Source organism: Enterococcus hulanensis (assembly GCF_005405485.1).
GTDB classification, from domain to species: domain Bacteria; phylum Bacillota; class Bacilli; order Lactobacillales; family Enterococcaceae; genus Enterococcus_A; species Enterococcus_A hulanensis.
This window is the reverse complement of the sequence record NZ_BJED01000016.1, coordinates 46,235-65,552: the sequence shown is the minus strand read 5'-3', so window position 1 is coordinate 65,552 and position 19,318 is coordinate 46,235. Positions and strand designations below refer to the sequence as shown.

General features: G+C 42.1%; 22 protein-coding genes. 5 read left to right on the top strand and 17 right to left on the bottom strand.

Going from position 1 to position 19,318, the window contains the following annotated elements:
• Positions 1-19: 19 nt before the first annotated feature.
• Positions 20-580 carry a GNAT family N-acetyltransferase gene (locus FFR60_RS16650; RefSeq protein WP_137665009.1) on the top strand — a complete coding sequence of 187 codons (561 nt, stop codon included), beginning with the start codon at positions 20-22 and terminating at the stop codon, positions 578-580.
• An 18-nt stretch (positions 581-598) separates the two neighbouring features.
• Here FFR60_RS16650 and FFR60_RS16645 read toward each other — a convergent pair whose 3' ends face one another.
• Both FFR60_RS16645 and FFR60_RS16640 read right to left on the bottom strand, forming a co-directional pair.
• The gene (locus FFR60_RS16645) at positions 599-1,027 is read right to left on the bottom strand and encodes a universal stress protein (protein ID WP_088935471.1); all 429 of its coding nucleotides are present in this window, start codon (positions 1,025-1,027) and stop codon (positions 599-601) included.
• Positions 1,028-1,109: 82 nt separating this feature from the next.
• On the bottom strand, positions 1,110-1,541 hold the full coding sequence (locus tag FFR60_RS16640) for a universal stress protein (RefSeq protein ID WP_137665008.1): 432 nt from the start codon (positions 1,539-1,541) through the stop codon (positions 1,110-1,112).
• A gap of 613 nt (positions 1,542-2,154) precedes the next feature.
• Here FFR60_RS16640 and FFR60_RS16635 point away from each other — a divergent pair.
• Entirely contained in the window at positions 2,155-2,370 is a 216-nt protein-coding gene (locus tag FFR60_RS16635; RefSeq protein ID WP_088935473.1) for a hypothetical protein, read from the top strand.
• 87 nt (positions 2,371-2,457) lie between these two features.
• On the top strand, positions 2,458-3,186 hold the full coding sequence (locus FFR60_RS16630) for a class I SAM-dependent methyltransferase (protein WP_137665007.1): 729 nt from the start codon (positions 2,458-2,460) through the stop codon (positions 3,184-3,186).
• A 66-nt stretch (positions 3,187-3,252) separates the two neighbouring features.
• Here the strand turns inward: FFR60_RS16630 and FFR60_RS16625 are convergent, their stop codons facing one another.
• From FFR60_RS16625 to FFR60_RS16605, 5 genes are all read right to left on the bottom strand, one after another.
• The gene (locus FFR60_RS16625) at positions 3,253-3,930 is read right to left on the bottom strand and encodes a peptidoglycan amidohydrolase family protein (RefSeq protein WP_137665006.1); all 678 of its coding nucleotides are present in this window, start codon (positions 3,928-3,930) and stop codon (positions 3,253-3,255) included.
• Positions 3,931-4,104: 174 nt separating this feature from the next.
• A complete protein-coding gene (locus tag FFR60_RS16620) occupies positions 4,105-4,797 on the bottom strand; it encodes a phage tail tip lysozyme (protein ID WP_137665005.1) in 693 nt (230 codons plus the stop codon).
• Positions 4,798-4,816: 19 nt separating this feature from the next.
• The gene (locus FFR60_RS16615) at positions 4,817-5,494 is read right to left on the bottom strand and encodes a peptidoglycan amidohydrolase family protein (protein ID WP_137665004.1); all 678 of its coding nucleotides are present in this window, start codon (positions 5,492-5,494) and stop codon (positions 4,817-4,819) included.
• A gap of 70 nt (positions 5,495-5,564) precedes the next feature.
• A complete protein-coding gene (locus FFR60_RS16610; protein ID WP_088935476.1) occupies positions 5,565-5,780 on the bottom strand; it encodes a BhlA/UviB family holin-like peptide in 216 nt (71 codons plus the stop codon).
• Positions 5,781-6,090: 310 nt separating this feature from the next.
• Positions 6,091-6,480, bottom strand: a complete 390-nt coding sequence (locus tag FFR60_RS16605) for a DUF722 domain-containing protein (protein WP_137665003.1) — start codon at positions 6,478-6,480, stop codon at positions 6,091-6,093.
• Positions 6,481-6,698: 218 nt separating this feature from the next.
• Here FFR60_RS16605 and FFR60_RS16600 point away from each other — a divergent pair, with 218 nt between their 5' ends.
• A complete protein-coding gene (locus tag FFR60_RS16600; RefSeq protein ID WP_137665002.1) occupies positions 6,699-7,025 on the top strand; it encodes a helix-turn-helix domain-containing protein in 327 nt (108 codons plus the stop codon).
• Between the two features lie 4 nt (positions 7,026-7,029).
• A complete protein-coding gene (locus FFR60_RS16595) occupies positions 7,030-7,500 on the top strand; it encodes an ImmA/IrrE family metallo-endopeptidase (protein WP_088935479.1) in 471 nt (156 codons plus the stop codon).
• 56 nt (positions 7,501-7,556) lie between these two features.
• Here FFR60_RS16595 and FFR60_RS16590 read toward each other — a convergent pair whose 3' ends face one another.
• The 10 genes from FFR60_RS16590 to FFR60_RS16545 form a co-directional block, all read right to left on the bottom strand.
• Positions 7,557-7,790: a hypothetical protein gene (locus FFR60_RS16590; RefSeq protein WP_088935480.1), complete on the bottom strand. Its 234-nt coding sequence runs from the start codon at positions 7,788-7,790 to the stop codon at positions 7,557-7,559.
• 77 nt (positions 7,791-7,867) lie between these two features.
• Positions 7,868-8,068, bottom strand: a complete 201-nt coding sequence (locus FFR60_RS16585) for a cold-shock protein (RefSeq protein WP_088935481.1) — start codon at positions 8,066-8,068, stop codon at positions 7,868-7,870.
• Between the two features lie 348 nt (positions 8,069-8,416).
• On the bottom strand, positions 8,417-9,346 hold the full coding sequence (cysK, locus tag FFR60_RS16580; protein WP_137665001.1) for a cysteine synthase A: 930 nt from the start codon (positions 9,344-9,346) through the stop codon (positions 8,417-8,419).
• 169 nt (positions 9,347-9,515) lie between these two features.
• On the bottom strand, positions 9,516-10,829 hold the full coding sequence (locus tag FFR60_RS16575) for a PTS sugar transporter subunit IIC (RefSeq protein ID WP_137665000.1): 1,314 nt from the start codon (positions 10,827-10,829) through the stop codon (positions 9,516-9,518).
• Between the two features lie 12 nt (positions 10,830-10,841).
• Positions 10,842-12,206 carry a glycoside hydrolase family 1 protein gene (locus FFR60_RS16570; protein ID WP_137664999.1) on the bottom strand — a complete coding sequence of 455 codons (1,365 nt, stop codon included), beginning with the start codon at positions 12,204-12,206 and terminating at the stop codon, positions 10,842-10,844.
• A gap of 115 nt (positions 12,207-12,321) precedes the next feature.
• On the bottom strand, positions 12,322-13,119 hold the full coding sequence (locus FFR60_RS16565; RefSeq protein WP_137664998.1) for a MurR/RpiR family transcriptional regulator: 798 nt from the start codon (positions 13,117-13,119) through the stop codon (positions 12,322-12,324).
• A 161-nt stretch (positions 13,120-13,280) separates the two neighbouring features.
• Positions 13,281-14,045 (bottom strand): MurR/RpiR family transcriptional regulator, encoded by a 765-nt coding sequence (locus FFR60_RS16560; RefSeq protein WP_137664997.1) that lies wholly within the window; start codon positions 14,043-14,045, stop codon positions 13,281-13,283.
• A gap of 136 nt (positions 14,046-14,181) precedes the next feature.
• Positions 14,182-15,519, bottom strand: a complete 1,338-nt coding sequence (locus FFR60_RS16555) for a 6-phospho-alpha-glucosidase (RefSeq protein WP_137664996.1) — start codon at positions 15,517-15,519, stop codon at positions 14,182-14,184.
• A gap of 31 nt (positions 15,520-15,550) precedes the next feature.
• Positions 15,551-17,104 carry a PTS transporter subunit EIIC gene (locus FFR60_RS16550; protein WP_137664995.1) on the bottom strand — a complete coding sequence of 518 codons (1,554 nt, stop codon included), beginning with the start codon at positions 17,102-17,104 and terminating at the stop codon, positions 15,551-15,553.
• A 266-nt stretch (positions 17,105-17,370) separates the two neighbouring features.
• A complete protein-coding gene (locus FFR60_RS16545) occupies positions 17,371-19,269 on the bottom strand; it encodes a beta-glucoside-specific PTS transporter subunit IIABC (protein WP_137665049.1) in 1,899 nt (632 codons plus the stop codon).
• Between the last annotated feature and the right edge of the window lie 49 nt (positions 19,270-19,318).

The window sequence follows — 19,318 nt, the reverse complement described above, 5'->3', positions numbered from 1 at the left end:
TTTTGCGGAGGTGTCGCTGATGACTACGTTTACCTATTCAATTGATGACCGCTTATCCCTTGTTTTTCCGCAACTCAATGATGCGGAGAAATTGTTCGCCTTGATTGAATCGGATCGCCCACATATTGAAGCCTTTATAGATGTTATCGCTGAAACGAAAACGCTCGAGGATGAAAAAGATTTTATTAAAATGAAATTGCATGGCTACGCAGAAGGTACGGATTTCCTTTTCTTCATCGTATATGACGAAGCGATCTGCGGGTGTATCGACATCCACAATATTGACCAAAAAATCGGCAAAGGCGAGATCGGCTATTGGCTGTATTCTTCTTATACCAAACGCGGCATTGTTTCAAAATGCGTGCAAGCGCTTTGCAGCCTGGCCTTCAAAGACTTCGGACTAAACAAGCTCTTGATCTTTGTTGATGTTGAAAATGCCCCCAGCAATCGTGTCGCCCAAAAGGCCGGCTTCACACTGACCAGTACCGAGCCGCAGGATGCTTTGCTTTTTGGCAAATTGCGCGATATGAACCACTACACATTACTAAAAGAACACTACAAAAAAGGATTTGACGAATAAATCGTCAAATCCTTTTTTTTATCTTACAACCATCACATTACATGGGGCATGATTTACAATGTAGCCGCTGGTAGAACCAACCAATAAGCGTTGGAAACGCCCTTTCCCAGTAGCACCGACATAAATCAAATCGATGTCATACTGTTTGGGTAATTCTTCGGTCAACGCTTTTTTGGGATTTCCGATGTATTGAATAAGCTCCATATTTTGATAACGTCCCCGTTCAGCAAGCTTTTCTAAATATTGCTTTGCCCGCTGAGACTCTTCAGCCAAGATATCATCCATCGGCTGGGCGCTGCTCATTAAAATACTGGAATCATCAATTACCTGAACAACATACAATTTTGCTTCATTTCGCCGAGCTGCTCCGATCGCTTCAAAAAAAGCCCCTTCTGATTGATCCGATCCATCAACTGCAACCATAATATTCTTATATCTACTGATCATAATATCTGCTCCTTATTCATACGAATGAACTGGCATCCTTATTCATACGAATGAATTTATTTTTCGTGCTTACTATTTTAAATTACCGAATCACAGTCACGCTGCACGGTGCATGGTTTACTACATAGGCTGCGGTTGAGCCGATTCGTGATAAGCTGATCTCGCCTTTTCCGGTGGCACCTAGAAAAATCATGTCGACATCATTATCTTTGGCGAATTCAACGATCTTTTCTTTGGGACTGCCTAGATCAACAAACGGTTCAATATTCTCAAATTCTTTGCGAGATGCATCATGAACTTTTTTCAACAAATCTTTTTCGACCTGTTCTTTTTCTGCCGCGTAAATTTTACTGAAAGAAAACGCGCTGGTGGAGAGTTCGCTGTCATTAATGATTGAAATAACATTCAGTTTGGCATCGTGACGTTTGGCTGCTTCAACGGCTTCCTCAAAAGCGTGTTCTGAATGTTCAGAGCCATCAACTGCGACTAAAATATTTTTGTATTTATTAATCATTGGAACCGCCTCCTTTATTAAATTATAAAGGAAAATAAGCGATCTGTGAAACGAAACCAACTTTCTATTTTATAGCTGAGCCCAGTTTTATTCACAACCCTTCCTAGCAAACAACTCTCCTTGGTAAAAAAGAAAATTTTTTAGTGATTACAAAACTTTTTGGGTTTTTACTGTTTTTGGACGATTTAGCCGCCTTTTCACGGTTCACTATTCAATTTTTGACAGAATTCTGATCTCCCATGAGCATTTTTCTTGTATCTATTTTTATAATCCGTTAAGGTTACAGTAGTTCATTTGTTTATCCGAGTTCCTTCCCAGAACTCCGGCCGTCGTTGCCCTGCGACGGCTTTTTTTGAGCAAAAAATTTGCCAAGAAAGCCTTTTCCATTTATAGTAAGAAGCGGGTATTACCCATCCTTTATAGAATTTGTTTTTCACTTGCGGACCGTTGCCTTTTTGGCCGGTCTTTTTTGTTTTTTAGGAAGAAAAAATTCACCAGAACAGATTTGTAAGGGAAATTCTCTTGATAACGGAAAATGAAAAAGCGCCTTTTTATCTCTCGTAACTGTGTTAAACTGAGTACGTTGAACATTGTGTAATTGGAGGAACAAGGCATGTATAAAGCAAACTTAAAAAACATCCTCACCCGCAAGGAGGAACGTACGTTGGATCTGTCGCTGATCCCTCACGTCGGTGATACGTTGCAATTAAGAGAGCCGGATAAGTTTTTTCTGGTTCATGGGGTGACTCATATTATTGAAAGCGAGTCCAGCGAGTTCGAGATTTTTGTTGAACCGATCGATCGCACCTATTGGATGAATGAAATTTAACGAAAGCGAGGAATAAAAAATGATCGCACACAAAAGAGATGAACTCCATGTAGTTTAAAAAAATACAAATTACATGGAGGAATTACAATGAATAATATTTATGATAACGAAGAATTTTTTGAAAGCTATAGTCAGATGGCGCGCAGCCAGCAGGGGCTGGATGGTGCCGGAGAATGGCAGACGTTGAAGGATCTGCTGCCTGATTTTAAAGAAAAACGCGTACTCGATCTGGGCTGCGGTTATGGCTGGCACTGTCTTTATGCAGCAGAACATGGCGCCGCTTCGGTGGTGGGTGTGGATCTGTCGGAGAAGATGTTGGAGGTTGCACGTAAAAAGAATACCTTTAGTAATATCACTTACTTACAAGCCAGCATTGATGAGGTGACTTTTGATGCGGAGAGCTTTGATATCGTCATCAGCTCGTTAGCCATCCATTATATTGCGGACTTTGGCAAGCTGGCTAAAAACATCGCACAATGGCTGGTTTCTGAAGGGCAATTGATTTTTTCGGTAGAACATCCGATCTTCACCGCGGAAGGTTCGCAGGATTGGTCTTATGACGAAGCTGGTAAAATCGCCCACTTTCCTGTCGATAATTATTTCTTCGAAGGCAAGCGCACCGCTCACTTTCTCGGCAGCGATGTGACAAAATATCACCGCACATTGACCACTTATTTGGATCATTTGTTAACGAACGGCTTTCAAATCAAACGCATCGTCGAACCGATGCCGCCTGAAAACATGCTGGATATTCCGGGTATGCAGGACGAAATGCGGCGGCCGATGATGCTGATTGTGAAGGCGGAGAAAGAGTAAAAAATTTCATTTAACTACAAAAATTCACGTGGGTTTCTGTAGAAAACTCACGTGATTTTTGTAAATTTAGATATTCACTTTTTCAGCCATTAAATTAATTAAATCAAAAGTGGACTTATTATTAGGTAATTTCCACTTATAAGTCTTACATTCCTTACCTGTTTGATCTAGCACAATATTTTTAAAATCTTTATACATTGCTTCACTCGTCAAATGGAATACTTTATTTCCCCATACTCCATAAACTTCAGGTTTTCCTTCTACCATATATGCGAACATTCTCATCATTCCTTTTCTATTATTCTCTTCTGAACCGCCAGAGCTTTGATTGATTAAACGATAATAGTAAACTGGTAATCCCATATAATCTCCCATCCAGTTTTTTGCTGGAGTTGTACCGATTCCATTAAGCGAGGAAGTACAATGAATAATCGTTTGATTATCTAAAAAAATACCAGTGTGTCCATTATTCCCTGATGACCCTCCAGGATATCCTGAGACAAAGATATCTCCTTTGCGCGCTTCTGAAGCACTAATTCTCTTAAGAACACTTCCTTCCAACCTAAACAAACTATCCGTATTGCCAATTAAAGTATTAGTAGGTAAAAAATTACCCGCTATCAATGCAAAATAAACTGCCGAGCTACAGTCGTAACTATTCGGACCTAAGCGATTAGGCTGACTATATTTTACTTTCCCCTCACGATCCTTCATCCATTGAATCATTTTGTTTATATCACCCATTTTTTCACCTCTGTTCTATTCCATTTTTCTGTTTCTCATAGTTTTAGCGCTATCCGTAAGCCTGCCGAGCGCCAAATCTCCCATTCATTAAGACGCCGTGTAAACAGTCTCAATATCTAAATTGTCCTACTGCCTACACGGTTTGCGTTACACTCTTGTATCAGCTTTTTTGTATTAAGAACCTGCATTGATAGCTTGATCCAAACGAACCAACCATGCTTCTTTATCGCCGGATAAATCAATGTTGGGCATATACTTCCCAGTATTTTTGTGATAAACCTCGTTCAAAATGGTGGCACAGTCTGCATGCGGCAGGTTGTGTCTTTTTTGTCCATCAAACCAGCTAACTCCCTTTTTACTTCCTTGTCCAATCGTAATTAATGCTTGCATTTCAATTCCTCCTTGACTTGTTGTATTTGCTTGATTTTTAAACTGATCGTACCAATATTGTGCTTGCGTTGCTCGAACTGGCTGATTAGGATTTGCTGGGTGTTCATAAAAAGCAATAAAATACTCAGCAGCTTTTTTCACATCTGTTAGTTTTGTAAAATCTCTAAACGATAGATAACCTAAATCAGGGCGTTGCGGATTGCTAAACCATTGAATACCGTTTTCCATTTCATACTGAATGCGTTGGCATTGTGCATTTACTGTTTTGTAGTTCATTCCTTTTTCAGTACACCAGTTAATCAATTTTGAACTAGGTGTCCATTGGACTAAACCATATCCCCCGTCATTTGACCAAATATCCGGATTAAGACTGCTTTCACTTTGGATATTTCCCAAGATCCCCGCTACAGATTGTTTAGTCCAACCGCGAGATACTAAAAAGTCCCAAACTTCTTTTGCTACTTCTCTTTGTCCCAATTCACTTCTCTCCTCTCTTTTACGACTTAGCATTAATAGCTTGGTCTAAACGAACCAGCCATGCTTCATCTGCGCCTTTCATTTTAATTGCCGGCATGTCTTTCCCATTATTTTCCCGATAAATTCTGTTCAAAATTTCCTGACAATCTTTATTGGGAAGATTATGTCTGCGTTTACCGTCAAACCATGAAATGCCATTGTTCATTTCAATAAAGCACTGTGGTTGAACATCTCCTACAGAAGCTCCCGAGCCGTTAGCATTTCCGCCCTTCAAGCGATAGTAATAAACTGGACTGCTTCCCAACCATCCGGCTGCTGAAGTCGTCACGATACCATTAACGCCATAGGGTAAATATTTAGTCGCGTGAATAATCGTTTGATTATCTAGAAAAATCCCTGTATGTCCATTATTTCCGGTTGATCCACCCTTAGGACCTGATACAAAAATATCGCCTCGCCCCACCTGCTCTTGAGGAATCGGTGTTAACAGCTTCCCTTCAAGTGCATATAATGTTTCAGTGTTTCCATAGTTTCCGCCGCTATTATCTAAAAAACCGCCTGCTCTTAAAGCAGAAATCACTGCTGCTGAACAATCATATCGCGGTGGTGTCCCGGTGCCCCAAGGTCTCACTTGCTCATAAACTACTTTTCCTTCATGGTCTTTCATCCATTGAATCATTTTATTGATGTCACCCATCAAAAATTCCCTCCCTTACTTTGTCGTAACTACTAAACTTACTCTTGTCGCCAAAATTTGTGTCAAATCCTCATCCCTGTTCGCCCATTCTTTCATTTATATGATTGACCGTTGTCTCGATTCTCTCGACTTGCTTGAGTGATTCTGTCAAATCATCGATGGTGTTTAAATAGCGTTCTTCCCGTGCATTGTTCTGCTTCATCACCCAGACTAAGAGAAAGACAAAAAGCACTGGAAATCCGATGCTTTCAGGATTATTGAGGAACGTTGAAATAAAATTATCCATGCTTCACCAGCTTTCCTGAATTTTTACTGACCTGTTAGATAATTCAGAAGAACAAATTGCACGCCTTTTCGTAATTCTCTGTTGATGCTGAAAAACTAACTATTAACCATCTGAAAATAGGAAAATCCTCTGCCAAAAAATCCTTCCGAACTATCTAATTTTCTGCTTTCACTCCACCACAAACATTTCTCATGTTTTCCCGCCCAATTTCAAAACAAATACTCGCTTACTCATCCGTTTCATTCCTTTCTGTTTGATCTATCTACACTATATACGAACTTATGTTCGATTTGTTGCCAAAAAAAAGACATCAGATTCCTAGATGTTCGGCTAACTCTTCAAAAAAAGCATCCCGCAGGCGCATTACTTGCCGCTTGCTTAAAAAGACCTGGTCCGCCACTAGATCAAGATTGACCTTCTGATTGTTCTTCATATAAAGCAGCTCGATGATCTCTTTTGTTTCCGCTGTCGCATTTTCTAAGCACATGGTGATGATCTTTTGATTTCGCTCCAAGTTGACCAGCTGCCGATCTAAAGAAATGGAGATCAATAGTTTTTTATTTTTTGTATCTGTATTCGCCTGTTGACGCGTCCGCTTATTATGCAAAAGCAGTTTTTCTTTTCTTTCTAAGTAGTAATCCTCCATGTTGGGATAATCGCGCAGGATTCCTTTCAAATAGTCTTTCTTCCATTTTTCCATCGTCTTTCCTCCTTAAAATAACTATCGTTAGAAGTCACTGGGAAATAGTAAATTATTTTTAATACTAAATTCCCTTTAAAACGGACTCAAAATCTTTTTTGTAGATTAATGGTAATACATTTCGCGTACTATGTAAATTGTTTTGTCGACATATCGTCTGTTTTTTCTGGAAATCGTTAGATGATTCGTGTTACTATGGAATCGAAGGGAGTGTCATTATGTTTGCACAACAATTAAAAAAGCTGAGAAAAAAAACACCTCACCTTACCCAGTTGGAAATGGCAAAAAAGCTGGGGATCGCGAAAACAACTTACGCTTCCTATGAACAAGGAAAACGAACGCCTGATATCGAGACGCAAAATAAAATCGCGGATTTTTTTAATGTCTCTTTGGACTACTTGCATGGCCGGGAGCAAAAAAATACTTTTTCGGCCAAACAGATGACCGTGGCCGCCCATATTGATGATGAAGTGACCGAAGAACAGATGGAAGATATTCTGAATTATATTGATTTCATTAAACAGAAACACGCAAAGAAGGATTAATCGAATGGATAAAGCAGAAAAACTAATGGCTCATTTTCAAGGAATCAATTATATTTTTGATCCATCCATGCCCGATGGCCAAAAGGGGTTATATATCGATAATCATGTTTACTTGAACCCGCGCCAAACTTCTGAAGAATTAACCGATACGATCGCAGAAGAAATCGCCCATTATCTAACAAGCTCCGGCGACATTACGCAGCAGGACACCCATGAAAAACGTAAGCAAGAACAAAAAGCCCGCGATGTTGGCGCTACTTTAGTCGTCACCCCGCAAGACATCATTGACTGTCACAAAGAACGTTTTTCCACGGTTTGGGAATGTGCCGATTATTTAGGGATCAGTAAGGAGTCTTTGGAGCATGCGGTCAAGGTCTATGCCCGGATGTATGGCGAAGGACTTTCTTATAAAAACTACCGGATTCTTTTTCGCGCTGATGGAACGATCGGTGTCTTTGAATTTTTTGATGAGTAAAAAACGGCCCTCAGCGTGTGCTGAGGGCCGTTCGTTTTATCTATTTATTCAGACCATTAAAAATTGGTCTCAGGATCGACTAGTTCACCATAACTAATGACCGTCGTAAAATCAATGAAATCTTCTGTTTCACTTTTGATGATTTTGACGATCGCTGAATTGTTCAGTTTATTCTTTACAATTCCTAGTTGTGTTTCCTTTTTATATTCGAAAAATACTTCTTGCCCGATCGAGAAGCGCTCCCCTAAAAATGAGGGGGTTGGAGATTTGAATCCATAGGTGTTCGCCATTTGAATATCCTCCTTCAAATATTATAAAAAAAGAAGATCGTTTCCGATCTCCTTAGTCATCCATCAATAGATTAATCTTAGTCTTTTGTGATGTTTGAAGCTTGTAAGCCGCGTTGGCCTTCTTCAACATCGAAAGTCACTGCTTGACCTTCGTCTAAAGATTTGAATCCGTCGCCTTGGATAGCTGAGAAATGTGCGAAAACATCATTTCCGTCTTCTCCAGTGATGAAACCAAAACCTTTGTCTGCATTAAACCATTTTACTGTACCTTTATTCATAGAAAGTACCTCCAATTACACATCAACTGTGTTTATTTTGTTGTAATAAAAAATGACGTGTAATAAAAAAGTATCTTAAAATTCTTAGATAACCACCTAGTCACATATCAAAGTATTACTTAGTTACCATAACATGGCGGAACGAAGAAAGCAAATAAACATGAACATTTACGCAGTCCTTTGCTTATAATATTAAGTTTCGCATCATTTCCTTAATAACTCCAATTAACCCTTGTATTCTCAATTCTTTTCATATTAACAAAAATGAAACGTTTATCGAACCTTTCCGGCGTTAAACACGAACATTTAAAAAAGCCCCTTCACCAACGATGAAGGGGCGGAATTTCGTTATTCGTCAAATTGATACAGGGCAGTCGATAAATAGCGTTCTCCGTTATCTGGAACGATCGCCAAAACCTTTTTGTCCGGTCCTAATTCTTGTGCTACTTGAAGTGCAGAATGGATCGCTGCACCTGCGGATATTCCGACTAATATGCCTTCTTTTGCGGCAGCTTCCCGCGCTGCTTGCAGAGCTGTTTCGCTGGAAACGGAAAGGACTTGATCATAGATCGTGGTGTCCAGTATTTCTGGGACAAAACCGGCACCGATTCCTTGAATTTTATGAGGAGAGTGGGCGCCGCCTTTTAAAACAGGCGATTCTTCCGGTTCTACTGCGTAAATCTTTAGATCAGGATAGGCTTCCTTCAATTTTTGACCGGCACCCGTGATCGTTCCGCCGGTCCCGACACCTGCGATAAAAGCGTCTAAACCGCCTGTCCCAAAAGCTGCTTGAATTTCTTTCGCCGTCGTTTCTCGGTGGATCGCCGAATTTGCCGGGTTGTTGAACTGCAGCGGCATAAAGTAGCCGTCTTGACTGGCTAGCTCGCTAGCTTTTGCGATCGCCCCCTTCATCCCTTCTGCGCCTGGTGTCAGGATCAGCGTTGCACCGTATGCTTGAATGAGTTTTCTTCGTTCAATACTCATCGTATCCGGCATCACGATAATGACTGGATAGCCTTTGGCAGCACCGACCATGGCTAAACCTACTCCCGTGTTCCCGCTAGTTGGTTCCACAATCGTATTTCCCGGCTTTAATTCTCCCGCCTTTTCAGCTGTTTCGATCATATGCAAAGCGATCCGATCCTTCACACTGCCGCCGGGATTAAAGAACTCCAGCTTGACATAAACCTCCGCGCTGTTTTCCGGTACCAGTGGATTCAGCTTCACGATTGGCGTTTCTCCGATTAACTCTAAAATGGATGAATAAGTTTTTCCCATATTGATGTCCTCCTGCTTGTTTTTCAGTACATCAACTATACCTGTTACCGATCCGTCTTAGCTAATTGCGCTTTTTTATGGCTGGTCATTGGTTTTAGTTATGGATACTTATTTTGATAATCACACAAAAAGAGCCCAACCATTTGCTTATAAATGGTTGAGCTCCTCGTTAAATTTCACTAACTGTCGAATCTTCTGCTGCTAACTCATTTGCGGCAGCTTCTTCTTGAACTGCTTGATTATCTAAGGCTTTAAAGAATGGGAAATAGATGGCCATTGAAAGCACCGCCGCAATAATTTCGTAAATACCAAAGGATAAACTTCCCTGCACGATCCCATGAACCAGCGGCGGTAATGATCCGGCACCTAAGATTCCGATTGGAGCAGTAATGATTCCAAAAGAGATCAACAGATATCCCAGAGATACGATCACTAAAGGAGTTAATAGAAATGGAATCAGCAGCATCACATTTAGCATCAGCGGCATCCCGAAAATCACCGGTTCATTGACTCCGAATAATCCGCTGGGGAAAACAATTTTGGAAAAGGCGCGATAACGTTTGCTCTTGGAAAAGAAAAACATATTCGCCACTAAACCGATCGTAGCTCCGCTTCCTCCTAGACAGGCCAGATCGTAAAGACCGAAATTAATGACATGCGGGATCGCTTCGCCGGCTGAGACAGCCTCGGTATTTCCTGCGAGGTAGCCCAAAAAGATCGGCATCAAAATCGGCAAAACGGTCATTGATCCGTGAATCCCAAAGAACCACAGCAGGTTGGAAATCAAAATCAGAACTAAGAATGCTGGCAAGGTTGCGGTCAATGACTGCAGCGGCTGTTGAAGCAAGGTATAAATAAAGTCCGTCGCTGTTTCAAAGCTGGTCAGACTAAACAACAGCTTGATTAGTCCAAAAATCAAAACAATCGCAACAGCCGGAATTAAAGAAGTAAAGGACTTGGTAACCATCTCAGGCACGCCTTGAGGCATACGGATCGTAAAGTTCTTCTTAACAAAAAATCGCATCACTTGAATCGTTAACAGTGAGACAAAGATCGCAACAAAGACACCTTTAGCTCCTAAATAGCTGGTATTCAGATAGGCTAAACGCTCCTCTGGCACATCCGTCAACGGACTAAGCATCAAAAAGCTGACAAGTGAGATCAAGCCTGTTCCTAATGCGTGCTCTTTTATCTTGAAAATATCTGCACCGCAATACGCGATACTAAAGGCCATATACATCCCCAACAAATCAATGGTAAAATCCGGGATATAATTTAGCAGTGTCCCTAATTGTGTACTAGTCAAGAATTCTTGATAAGGTCCCCAGCTGAAACTAGCGATCACTGTAAAAATCGAGCCTACCATAATAACACCCAGCAGCGCCATCGACCCTGTGCTGACACTCTTTAAGTAACGATTTTCAGAGATTTTATTTGCGACAGGGATAAATCGTTTTTCCATGAAATCAATAAAAGTATTCATTCTTCTCGCTCCTTATTTATTCGATTGAATTCGGTTTTTATACCAGAAATAGCTTTCCTTCGGGATTCGACGACAGTCCTTTACGTCTTCATCCGTTCGATCAACATACACCAATCCGTAACGTTTTTTAAATCCTTGATGGGAACTAACCAAATCAAGCAGCGACCAAGGGCAATAGCCAAAGACCGGATACCCCTCCTCCACCAAACGTTCACACTGCTTGATGTGCTGTTCCAGATAGTCAATTCGATAATGATCGGAGACTGTCTCTCCTTCTAAAACATCCGAATAGGCCAACCCGTTTTCGGTCACCACCATCGGAAGTCCGTAACGCTCATAAATATCCCGCATTCCGATGTATAAGCCCTCTGGATCGATCCCAAACTCCATCCATTGGGTCTTGGTCAAATGGGGGTTATTTCCCAGAGTAAATAATTCATTCCGATAAAACGGCGGCAGCTTACTGTTATCTTCACCGTCAGCTAATGCCCGCACACAGGTACTGCAATAATAATTGATCCCGATAAAGTCCGGCCGATTATTCTTTAGCACCGCGGCATCCTCTTCCTCGGATTCAGGATACCAGCCTTTGTTCTTTAAATAATTGCTGTAGCTAGTTGGATATTTGCCAAAAACCGACATATCCAAAAAACAATTCTGCAAAAAATCCTGTGCATTTCGTGCGGCTAGAATATCATTGGGCGCTGGTGTTTCCGGATACACTACCTGCATTGAACAAATCGGACCGATCTTTCCATCTTTTACGATTTTACGAAAGACTTCGATTGTCTTTTTCTCGGCAAGGGACATGTGATAGCTCATTTGATACATGTGTTTCATTTTCAGCTCCGGATTTGTCTCGTGATTTCCGTTTAAATCAGTTGCCGCGCTGGCAATCAGCTGCTCGTTGATCGTGCCCCAATATTTTACCCGATCACCAAAATGACGAAAACAGATTTCCGCATATTTTACGAACTGCTCCACACATTTCCGTGATTGCCACCCGGCAAAATCCTCGACAAAGCGCTGCGGCATTTCAAAATGATACAGCGTCGGAAATGGTGTAATGCCATTTTCTAAACAAAGATCAATCAGCTGATTATAAAAAGCAATCCCTGCTGGATTTTCCTCGTAGCCATTCCCCATGATACGGGTCCAATTAAAGGAAAAGCGATAAAGCGTGATCCCTAATTCCTTCATCAAAAGAACATCTTCTTTCAGATGATGGTATTGATCAGAGGCCACCTTTGAATCCGCTACGCCTGCGGGTACTTTTCGGACATCCGTCGTAGCGACACCTTTGCCGCCTTCGCCATATCCTCCTTCCACTTGGAATGCCGAGGTGGAGGCTCCCCAATAAAAACTTTTTTTCTCCATATGTGCATCGCTCCTTCCTGTTACCTAAACAATAGCACGGAAGCGATTCCATTCACGACGACAAAACAAAGCCCCTAGTTTCAAAACTAGAGGCTTTGTTTCAAAATATGAAACTTCAGGCTAAATAAATCGTTCGCATATAATAAAACAGCAAAAGCTCCATTATATAAAGAACCGACAGTCGTCCTTCTGTGTTTTCATTGCGTTCCCCGCAGAGGATCACCTGATCAGCGCTGCGTTCAATCATCGGTGAACTCTTAAACGTAAAGACAATGATATGGACGTCCTTCTTTTTCAAGGCCGCAATCACTTTTTCGTTGAAATAGAAAAAGCCGCCTTCCATCGAAAAAATCAGCGCCAAGCTGTTAGGCTGGATTCTTTCAATCGCTGCCAATTGATCATCCACAGTAAACCCATTATGAACACGTTTATCCATCATAGCCATGCGACTTTGAAAATGCTGGCTCATAAACGAAGCAAATTCTAAGCCGAAAACCATCACATCAGAAGCTGTATGAATCCTCTCAGCCACTTCCTTCAGCTCAGACTCCGAAAGATGTTCTTGGCAATAAGTCAAATTGCGGTGCAGATTCTCAGTGAATTCGGCAATAAATGAACTCTCCGGTGCCGGGTCCGTTGCCGTATATTTCTTGTCATAATCATGAGTAATTCCTATCTCGGCTTCACAGGCGGATTTAAATTCGGTATACGTCGCAAATCCTAACAAACGAATAAACCGTGAGATCGCCGCGGTGGAAACAAAACATTTTTCACTCAGCTGATAAATGGTTAATTGGGGAATCTCATCAAAGTTATCCAACACGATCTGGGCAATAAAATAATTGTTGTCCTGCTTTTTTTGATTATTGATATAACGAAGTAAAATACTCCTTACTGGATTCCCTAGCTCCATCGTCCTCACCCCATTCTTATGGTCAATTTCCTTTAAAGTATATAATGAAAAAAGAATCCATTCAATGGCTCGCAAAATCCGCTGCGGGGCGTGAGAAAGCTGATGGCTTCTATTTTTGCAGATAAAAGCAGCTTCACTCACCTTGCGCAAACTTAGTTACATCATTTTCTCCGGCAATAATCGACATACCCGAAGGCAAATGCTTCGATCAGCAGGAAAAATGAGGACGAGGTTTGCAGCCACCAATCGGTTGGGTTAGGACTCCGGCTGCTGGAGGCGTACAGTGAATAATCTGCTCGTCCGGATAATAAATTGTTCTGCATGTTCGTGATCGAAACGATGGTGGAGCGATGGGTGGATAGAACGTTCAATACATTAAAGAGGTGCTGATTCTCACCCGATAATGACAGCACAAAAATCAAATCCTCGGCGGTGATCTTTTCCACGATGCGTTTGAACTCATTCGATTGGGAAGAGGCGGGAATCATTTGTGCCGGCTTGCCAATCAGCAGCAGCAGGCGTTGTAATTCGGCTGCTTGGTTCTGCTGGGTGACTCCTGTTCCCAATAAATAGACGTTGCGGCTGTTTTGCAGCGCGCGATAAATATTTTCCCAGTCGTTGTCTTTGAGATAGTTGATCGTTCGTTCCGCGTCGGAAAAAATTCTTTTTTTGAAGGTGGGCTCTTCCACGGCTTCATTGGGATTGTTTTGCCATTTTAAAAAATTTCGCAGCTCGCTGAAGCCGGTAAAGCCCAGCTTTTGCGTAAAGCGGATCACGGTTGATTTCGAGGAATGACAGATTTTGGCAAAATCATTGGTTCCCATCGTCGTCATTTCTTTAGGATGGGCATGGATGTATTGGACCATTTGCAGGTCGATCTCATTTAAATTGTCATAATGCTGATTGACGATATCGGAAAAAAGCATAGTCATCCTCCTTAGCGTTTATTCTTATTTTACCTTACCGGAAAACGAATTCAAACTATGGCAAAACTGGCAAAATATACGTTAGAAAAAAAGTATCAACGATCGTTTCCAATCATTAATACTTTCATTGTAAAACTTATTTTAATTCCGGCCACCAAGTGCCATTGGCTTCGATCATTTCATCCAAGATTTGCTTCGCCACTGCCGCTGATGGAACGGTCTTGGAAAGCGTCATCGCCTGCCACAATTTTTGATACGATTGTTCTTCAAACGCATCGACGACTAATTTTTCGACGGCGACCTGCTGTTCGATCAGCCCTTTTTGGAAATGCGGGATTTTCCCCATACATAATGGTTCATAGCCGCGCTTGCTGACGATACATGGGACCTCGACCATCGCCTCATCGTCTAAATTCGCGATCGCTCCTTCATTTTTAACGATCAAAAGCATCCGCTCATAGGTGTTGTAGGCTAAAGCGCCTGCTAATTGAACGATAAATTCCGCGTGTTCGCCGGCTTCGATCGTCGTATCCTCCGCTGTTTGTGCCGCGGCGATTCTTTCGCATTCCGCAAACACATTTTTTTCGCGATTGTCCATCACTTCATTGGCTCGTGTGTAATTTGGATCGGCGTGAGCCACCACGTAATCAGGATACAGGTAATATTTTAGGTAAGTGTTGGGTACTGTCGTGGGATCGACGGCATAAACATCCTTGGCCTTTTGGAAGGTATCCATCCAGCTGTTTTCTTCCAATAAAGGATTTCCTTCACTTTCTGCCGCGGCATATCCGTATTTCGCCACATGCTCTTTTAATTTCGGCATTAAATCATTGCCCTGCTTGTCGGTCAGTTCTGTCCACCAGCCAAAATGGTTCAAGCCGTAATAACGATCGATGATCTCACTTTCACTTTCTAAACCGACGATATCTGCGATGGATTTTTTGATTGCCACAGGCATGTCGCAAATATTGATGATCTTCGCCTTCGGACGCATTCTGCGGGTCGCTTCCGCTACGATCGCGGCTGGATTCGAATAGTTCAGCATCCAAGCATCCGGCGAATATTTTTCCATATAGTCGATCAATTCCACTACGCCCGGAATAGAGCGCATCCCGTAAGCCATCCCGCCAGGTCCGCAGGTTTCTTGTCCAACGACGCCATATTTTAACGGAATTTTTTCATCCTGCTCCCGCATCGACAGACCGCCTACACGAATATGAGCCATCACAAAGTCGATATCCGTAAAAGCTTCTTCGGGATCGGTCGTTGCTAAAAATTCGATTTCCGGCGCGCGTTCTTTGACGATCACCTCGCAGGCTTTGGCGACAATGCTTTGACGTTCTTCGTCATTGTCGTAAAATTTTAATTTACACAAAGGAAATTTGTCCTGATTTTCAATAAGCATCATGACGATTCCAGCGGTGTAGGTACTTCCTCCGCCTGCGATTACAACTGACTGTTTTTCCAACTTCATTCTTCTCTTCCTTTCAAAATAAACCACAATTTTATGCTTCGCTCATACCTAATCGTTCGCAAATATCATCCTTGAAGCCTTGGACGCCCATGCCGATGATGACTTGGACATTCGTGCCATTTAGGACGACACCTTTTTGCTGCGAGATTTTTTCTAATTGAGCCGAATCTACTAACGCTTCATCTTTGACTGTCACCCGCAAGCGAGTGAAGCAGTTCGAAATACTTTCGATATTTTCTTTTCCGCCGAGACCCGCAACAACGAAATCAAAATCAGTGCTGCCGTCGAGAGCTATTCCTTCATTCGACGCATTCGCTAGGACAACTTCTTCTGCCAGCTCATCTTCTCGCCCTGGTGTTTTAATGTTTAGTTTGTTGATTAATAGAACGAAAACAAAATACCAGATGACCGACATAACGATACCGACGATAATCACTAAGTAAAATTTGGTGACTGAAGGACTGAAAACCGAGTTTGACACAACTGTGTCAATCAAGCCGTACAACATATAGGTTCTGGCACCGATTCCCCATAGAATCGTTTCTGAAACTGCCGTCATCAGACTGTGAACCAACCACAATAACGGCGAGGCAAACAAGAAGGAGAAATCCAACGGTTCAGTGATCCCCGCCACCGCCGCAACAAACATTGAAGGCAGGATCATTCCTTTGACCTCTTCTTTACGCTGCTTTTTCGCACAGTGGATCAAGGCCAAAGACACCGCGATCGAACCAAAGATCTTCACAAACCCAAAGGTCGCAAACCGTAAAGATGGATCTAAACTCGTGATCGAGCCCGCATTCGCCATTTCCGCATAAAAGATATTCGCCGCACCATTGTAGACCTGTCCGCCGATTTTCGCCGTCCCGCCCAGCGCAGTAAAACAAAATGGCATCCACAATAAATGATGCAGACCTGTCGGAATCAAGAAGCGATTTCCAAAGGAGTAAATGAACACACCTAGTAATCCAGTCGTCAAAATGAAGCCTGACAATGACGAGATCCAACTATTTACCACCGGCCAAATATAGCTCATGCCGATCGCAGTCATTAAAATAACCGGAATCAAAATCATGAAGGAAAAACGCGAACCACCGTAAATACTCAGGAAGTCGACAAACTCCTTATCCGAAAAACGATTATGAATAAATGCCACGATACAACCAACCAGCATGCCTAAAAAGACATTCATATCGACAACCTGAAAACCTAAAACAACCGCCTGTCCCGTTCCAAAAAGACCCATTTCACCGGCTTCCGCCAATTGATTCGTCAAGGTCAGCCACGCATTGTTCGCCGCTAAAAAGAATAAAAATGCGATTAATGAGATAAGCGCGGCCTCGACCTTTTTCTTTTTTGCTAATGATGCTGAGATGCCGACACAAAAGATCAGCGCCAAATTATTCAGCATGCTGTCCATCATCGTTTTGATCAATCCGCCGAAGGTCTGCAAGACACCCGGCATAAATTCTAATTGTAAAATAACAGATACTGCCAAGAACAACCCCATTACCGCCATGAACTTGACTGGAACGATCACTGCCCTAGAAAAGTCCTGCATCGTCTGATAAAATTTACTTTTCATCATCTCTCTCCATTCGTTTTATTGAGTATACGTATCTCTTGACCTTAGACTACCAACTTATGAAATCCGTTACAATGCTTCTTTTACGCTTTGGACCGAGGTCCATCGGTAGAAACCGCAAAACGATTTTTAATAACACTTAGCTATCTTTGCTAAATAAAACCTATTTTATGCTTAGCGTTAGCGAATTGCCGGTTTTCATTTCTCTATTAATTAACGAAAAAAAAGTGTGCAGAAAATGAATCATCTTCTGCACACCTATATTTTTATTCCAGACCAATCCTAAGCAGCCGGCTGTTCGTATCAACTGCGCCAATCACCATTGGTTCAACGGACTTTAAGTTATCCGTTTTGGTGACAATGACCATAACCGTTGGATCATAGCCTTCATTTTTTATCGCATCTAAATCAAACTCGACTAAAAGATCGCCTTTTTTGACTTTCATGCCTTGCTGAATATGACTGGTGAAATATGCTCCTTTTAGATCAACCGTATTTATTCCTATGTGGATCAGGATTTCTTCTCCGTTGTTTCCTGCTAGGCCAATCGCGTGCCCCGTTGGATAAGCTACTCTGACGATCGCATCTGCTGGAGCGTACACCTTTCCTTCGCTAGGTTTGATCGCGATCCCATCGCCTAACACTAATTTTGAAAATACTTCATCATCCACATTGATCAAATCGATGGCTTCGCCTTTTACCGGAGCATAATAATCGATCTCTGATTTTCCCTCTTCATCTTTTTTAGGAAGGAAATCTGCTTCACTTTTTTTATCGCCAATAATCAAGGCCGTAATCAACGCAAAGGCAAAGGCCACGATCCCGCTAATGCACAGACCGATAAAGCCGCTGTCAATGCCTTTCGGATTAATGAACGTCGGCAAGCCTAGTAAGCCGTGTGCGCCAAAGGTATACAGCTTAGAACCAGCTAATCCGGCAATCGCCCCGCCAATTCCGGCACCAGTCAAGCAAGTGACTAAAATCCATTTACGAGGAATCAAAACCCCGTATAACGCGGGCTCGCTGACCCCGAAGAAGGAAGAAACTGCCGCTGCCGTTGAAACTGCCCGTGTATCCTTGTTTCTTGTGCGAATCGCTATACCAATCGTCGCACCAAGAATAGCGGGCGCTCCAGAGAAAATAAGCGGATTAATAATATCATACCCATATTGCGCGACATTGATCGCAAAGAAAGGAATAACGGCCCAGTGCAAACCAAACATAACCAAAATGGACCAAAAAGCCCCTAAAAGGAATCCTGCAATCCCAGTATTCAAATTAATCAGCCAAGAGACCGTGCCGCTCAGCATATTTTGCAGAACGATCGAAATGGGACCAATAATAATTAAACTAGCTACCCCTGTAACGATCAGGGTAAAGAAGGGGACAAAAACCATTTTCAACACATCCGGAATGTACGTATCAAAAAACTTGTAGACATAGCTGGCAATCCAAACGATCGCGATGATTGGAATGACTGTGCTGGCATAATTCTGTAACGCCACCGGAATACCTAAGAAGGTTAATTGATAGTTCATAGAAAAAATCGTTCCCGCAAACAACGTATTGATCGGGTCCCCGCTCGCTGCTGCAACAATGCTGGGATAGACTAAAAACGCGCCTAAAACAATTCCGTAAATCTCCTTGATCCCAAAACGCTTAGCGGCACTCCAGCCAATCGCAACCGGGAAGAAATAGAAGAGAACATCAGAGAGTGCATTTAATATGATATAAGTCCCGTCTGTATCAGAAAGCAGTCCGAACACGCTGATTAAAGCCAGCATCGCTTTGATCATCCCTGCACCAGATAAAACGCCTAGTATTGGGATAAAAATTGAACTAACTAACCCCAGCGCCTTGGTCAAAAGATTTTTATCATCCTCCTGATTGGCCTGTGAGCTGTCGAAAGCATCCTCAGAGAATCCGCCTTCTTTAATAATGGCATCATAGACTTTTTTAACACTCGGACCGATCACAACTTGATATTGCCCGCCCTGTTTGATGACATCCAAAACACCTTGCATATGTTTTATTTCGTCGTCATTTGCCTTTTTTTCATCTTTTAATACAAAACGAACCCTGGTTACACAATGCGAAATATTTGCGACATTCTCTTTCCCGCCGACCTGCTTTAGAATTTCTTTGCCTAATTTCATGTAGTCCATAATCATTAAAACCTTTCTATTTTTCATTATTATCGACTTCACTCAGCCC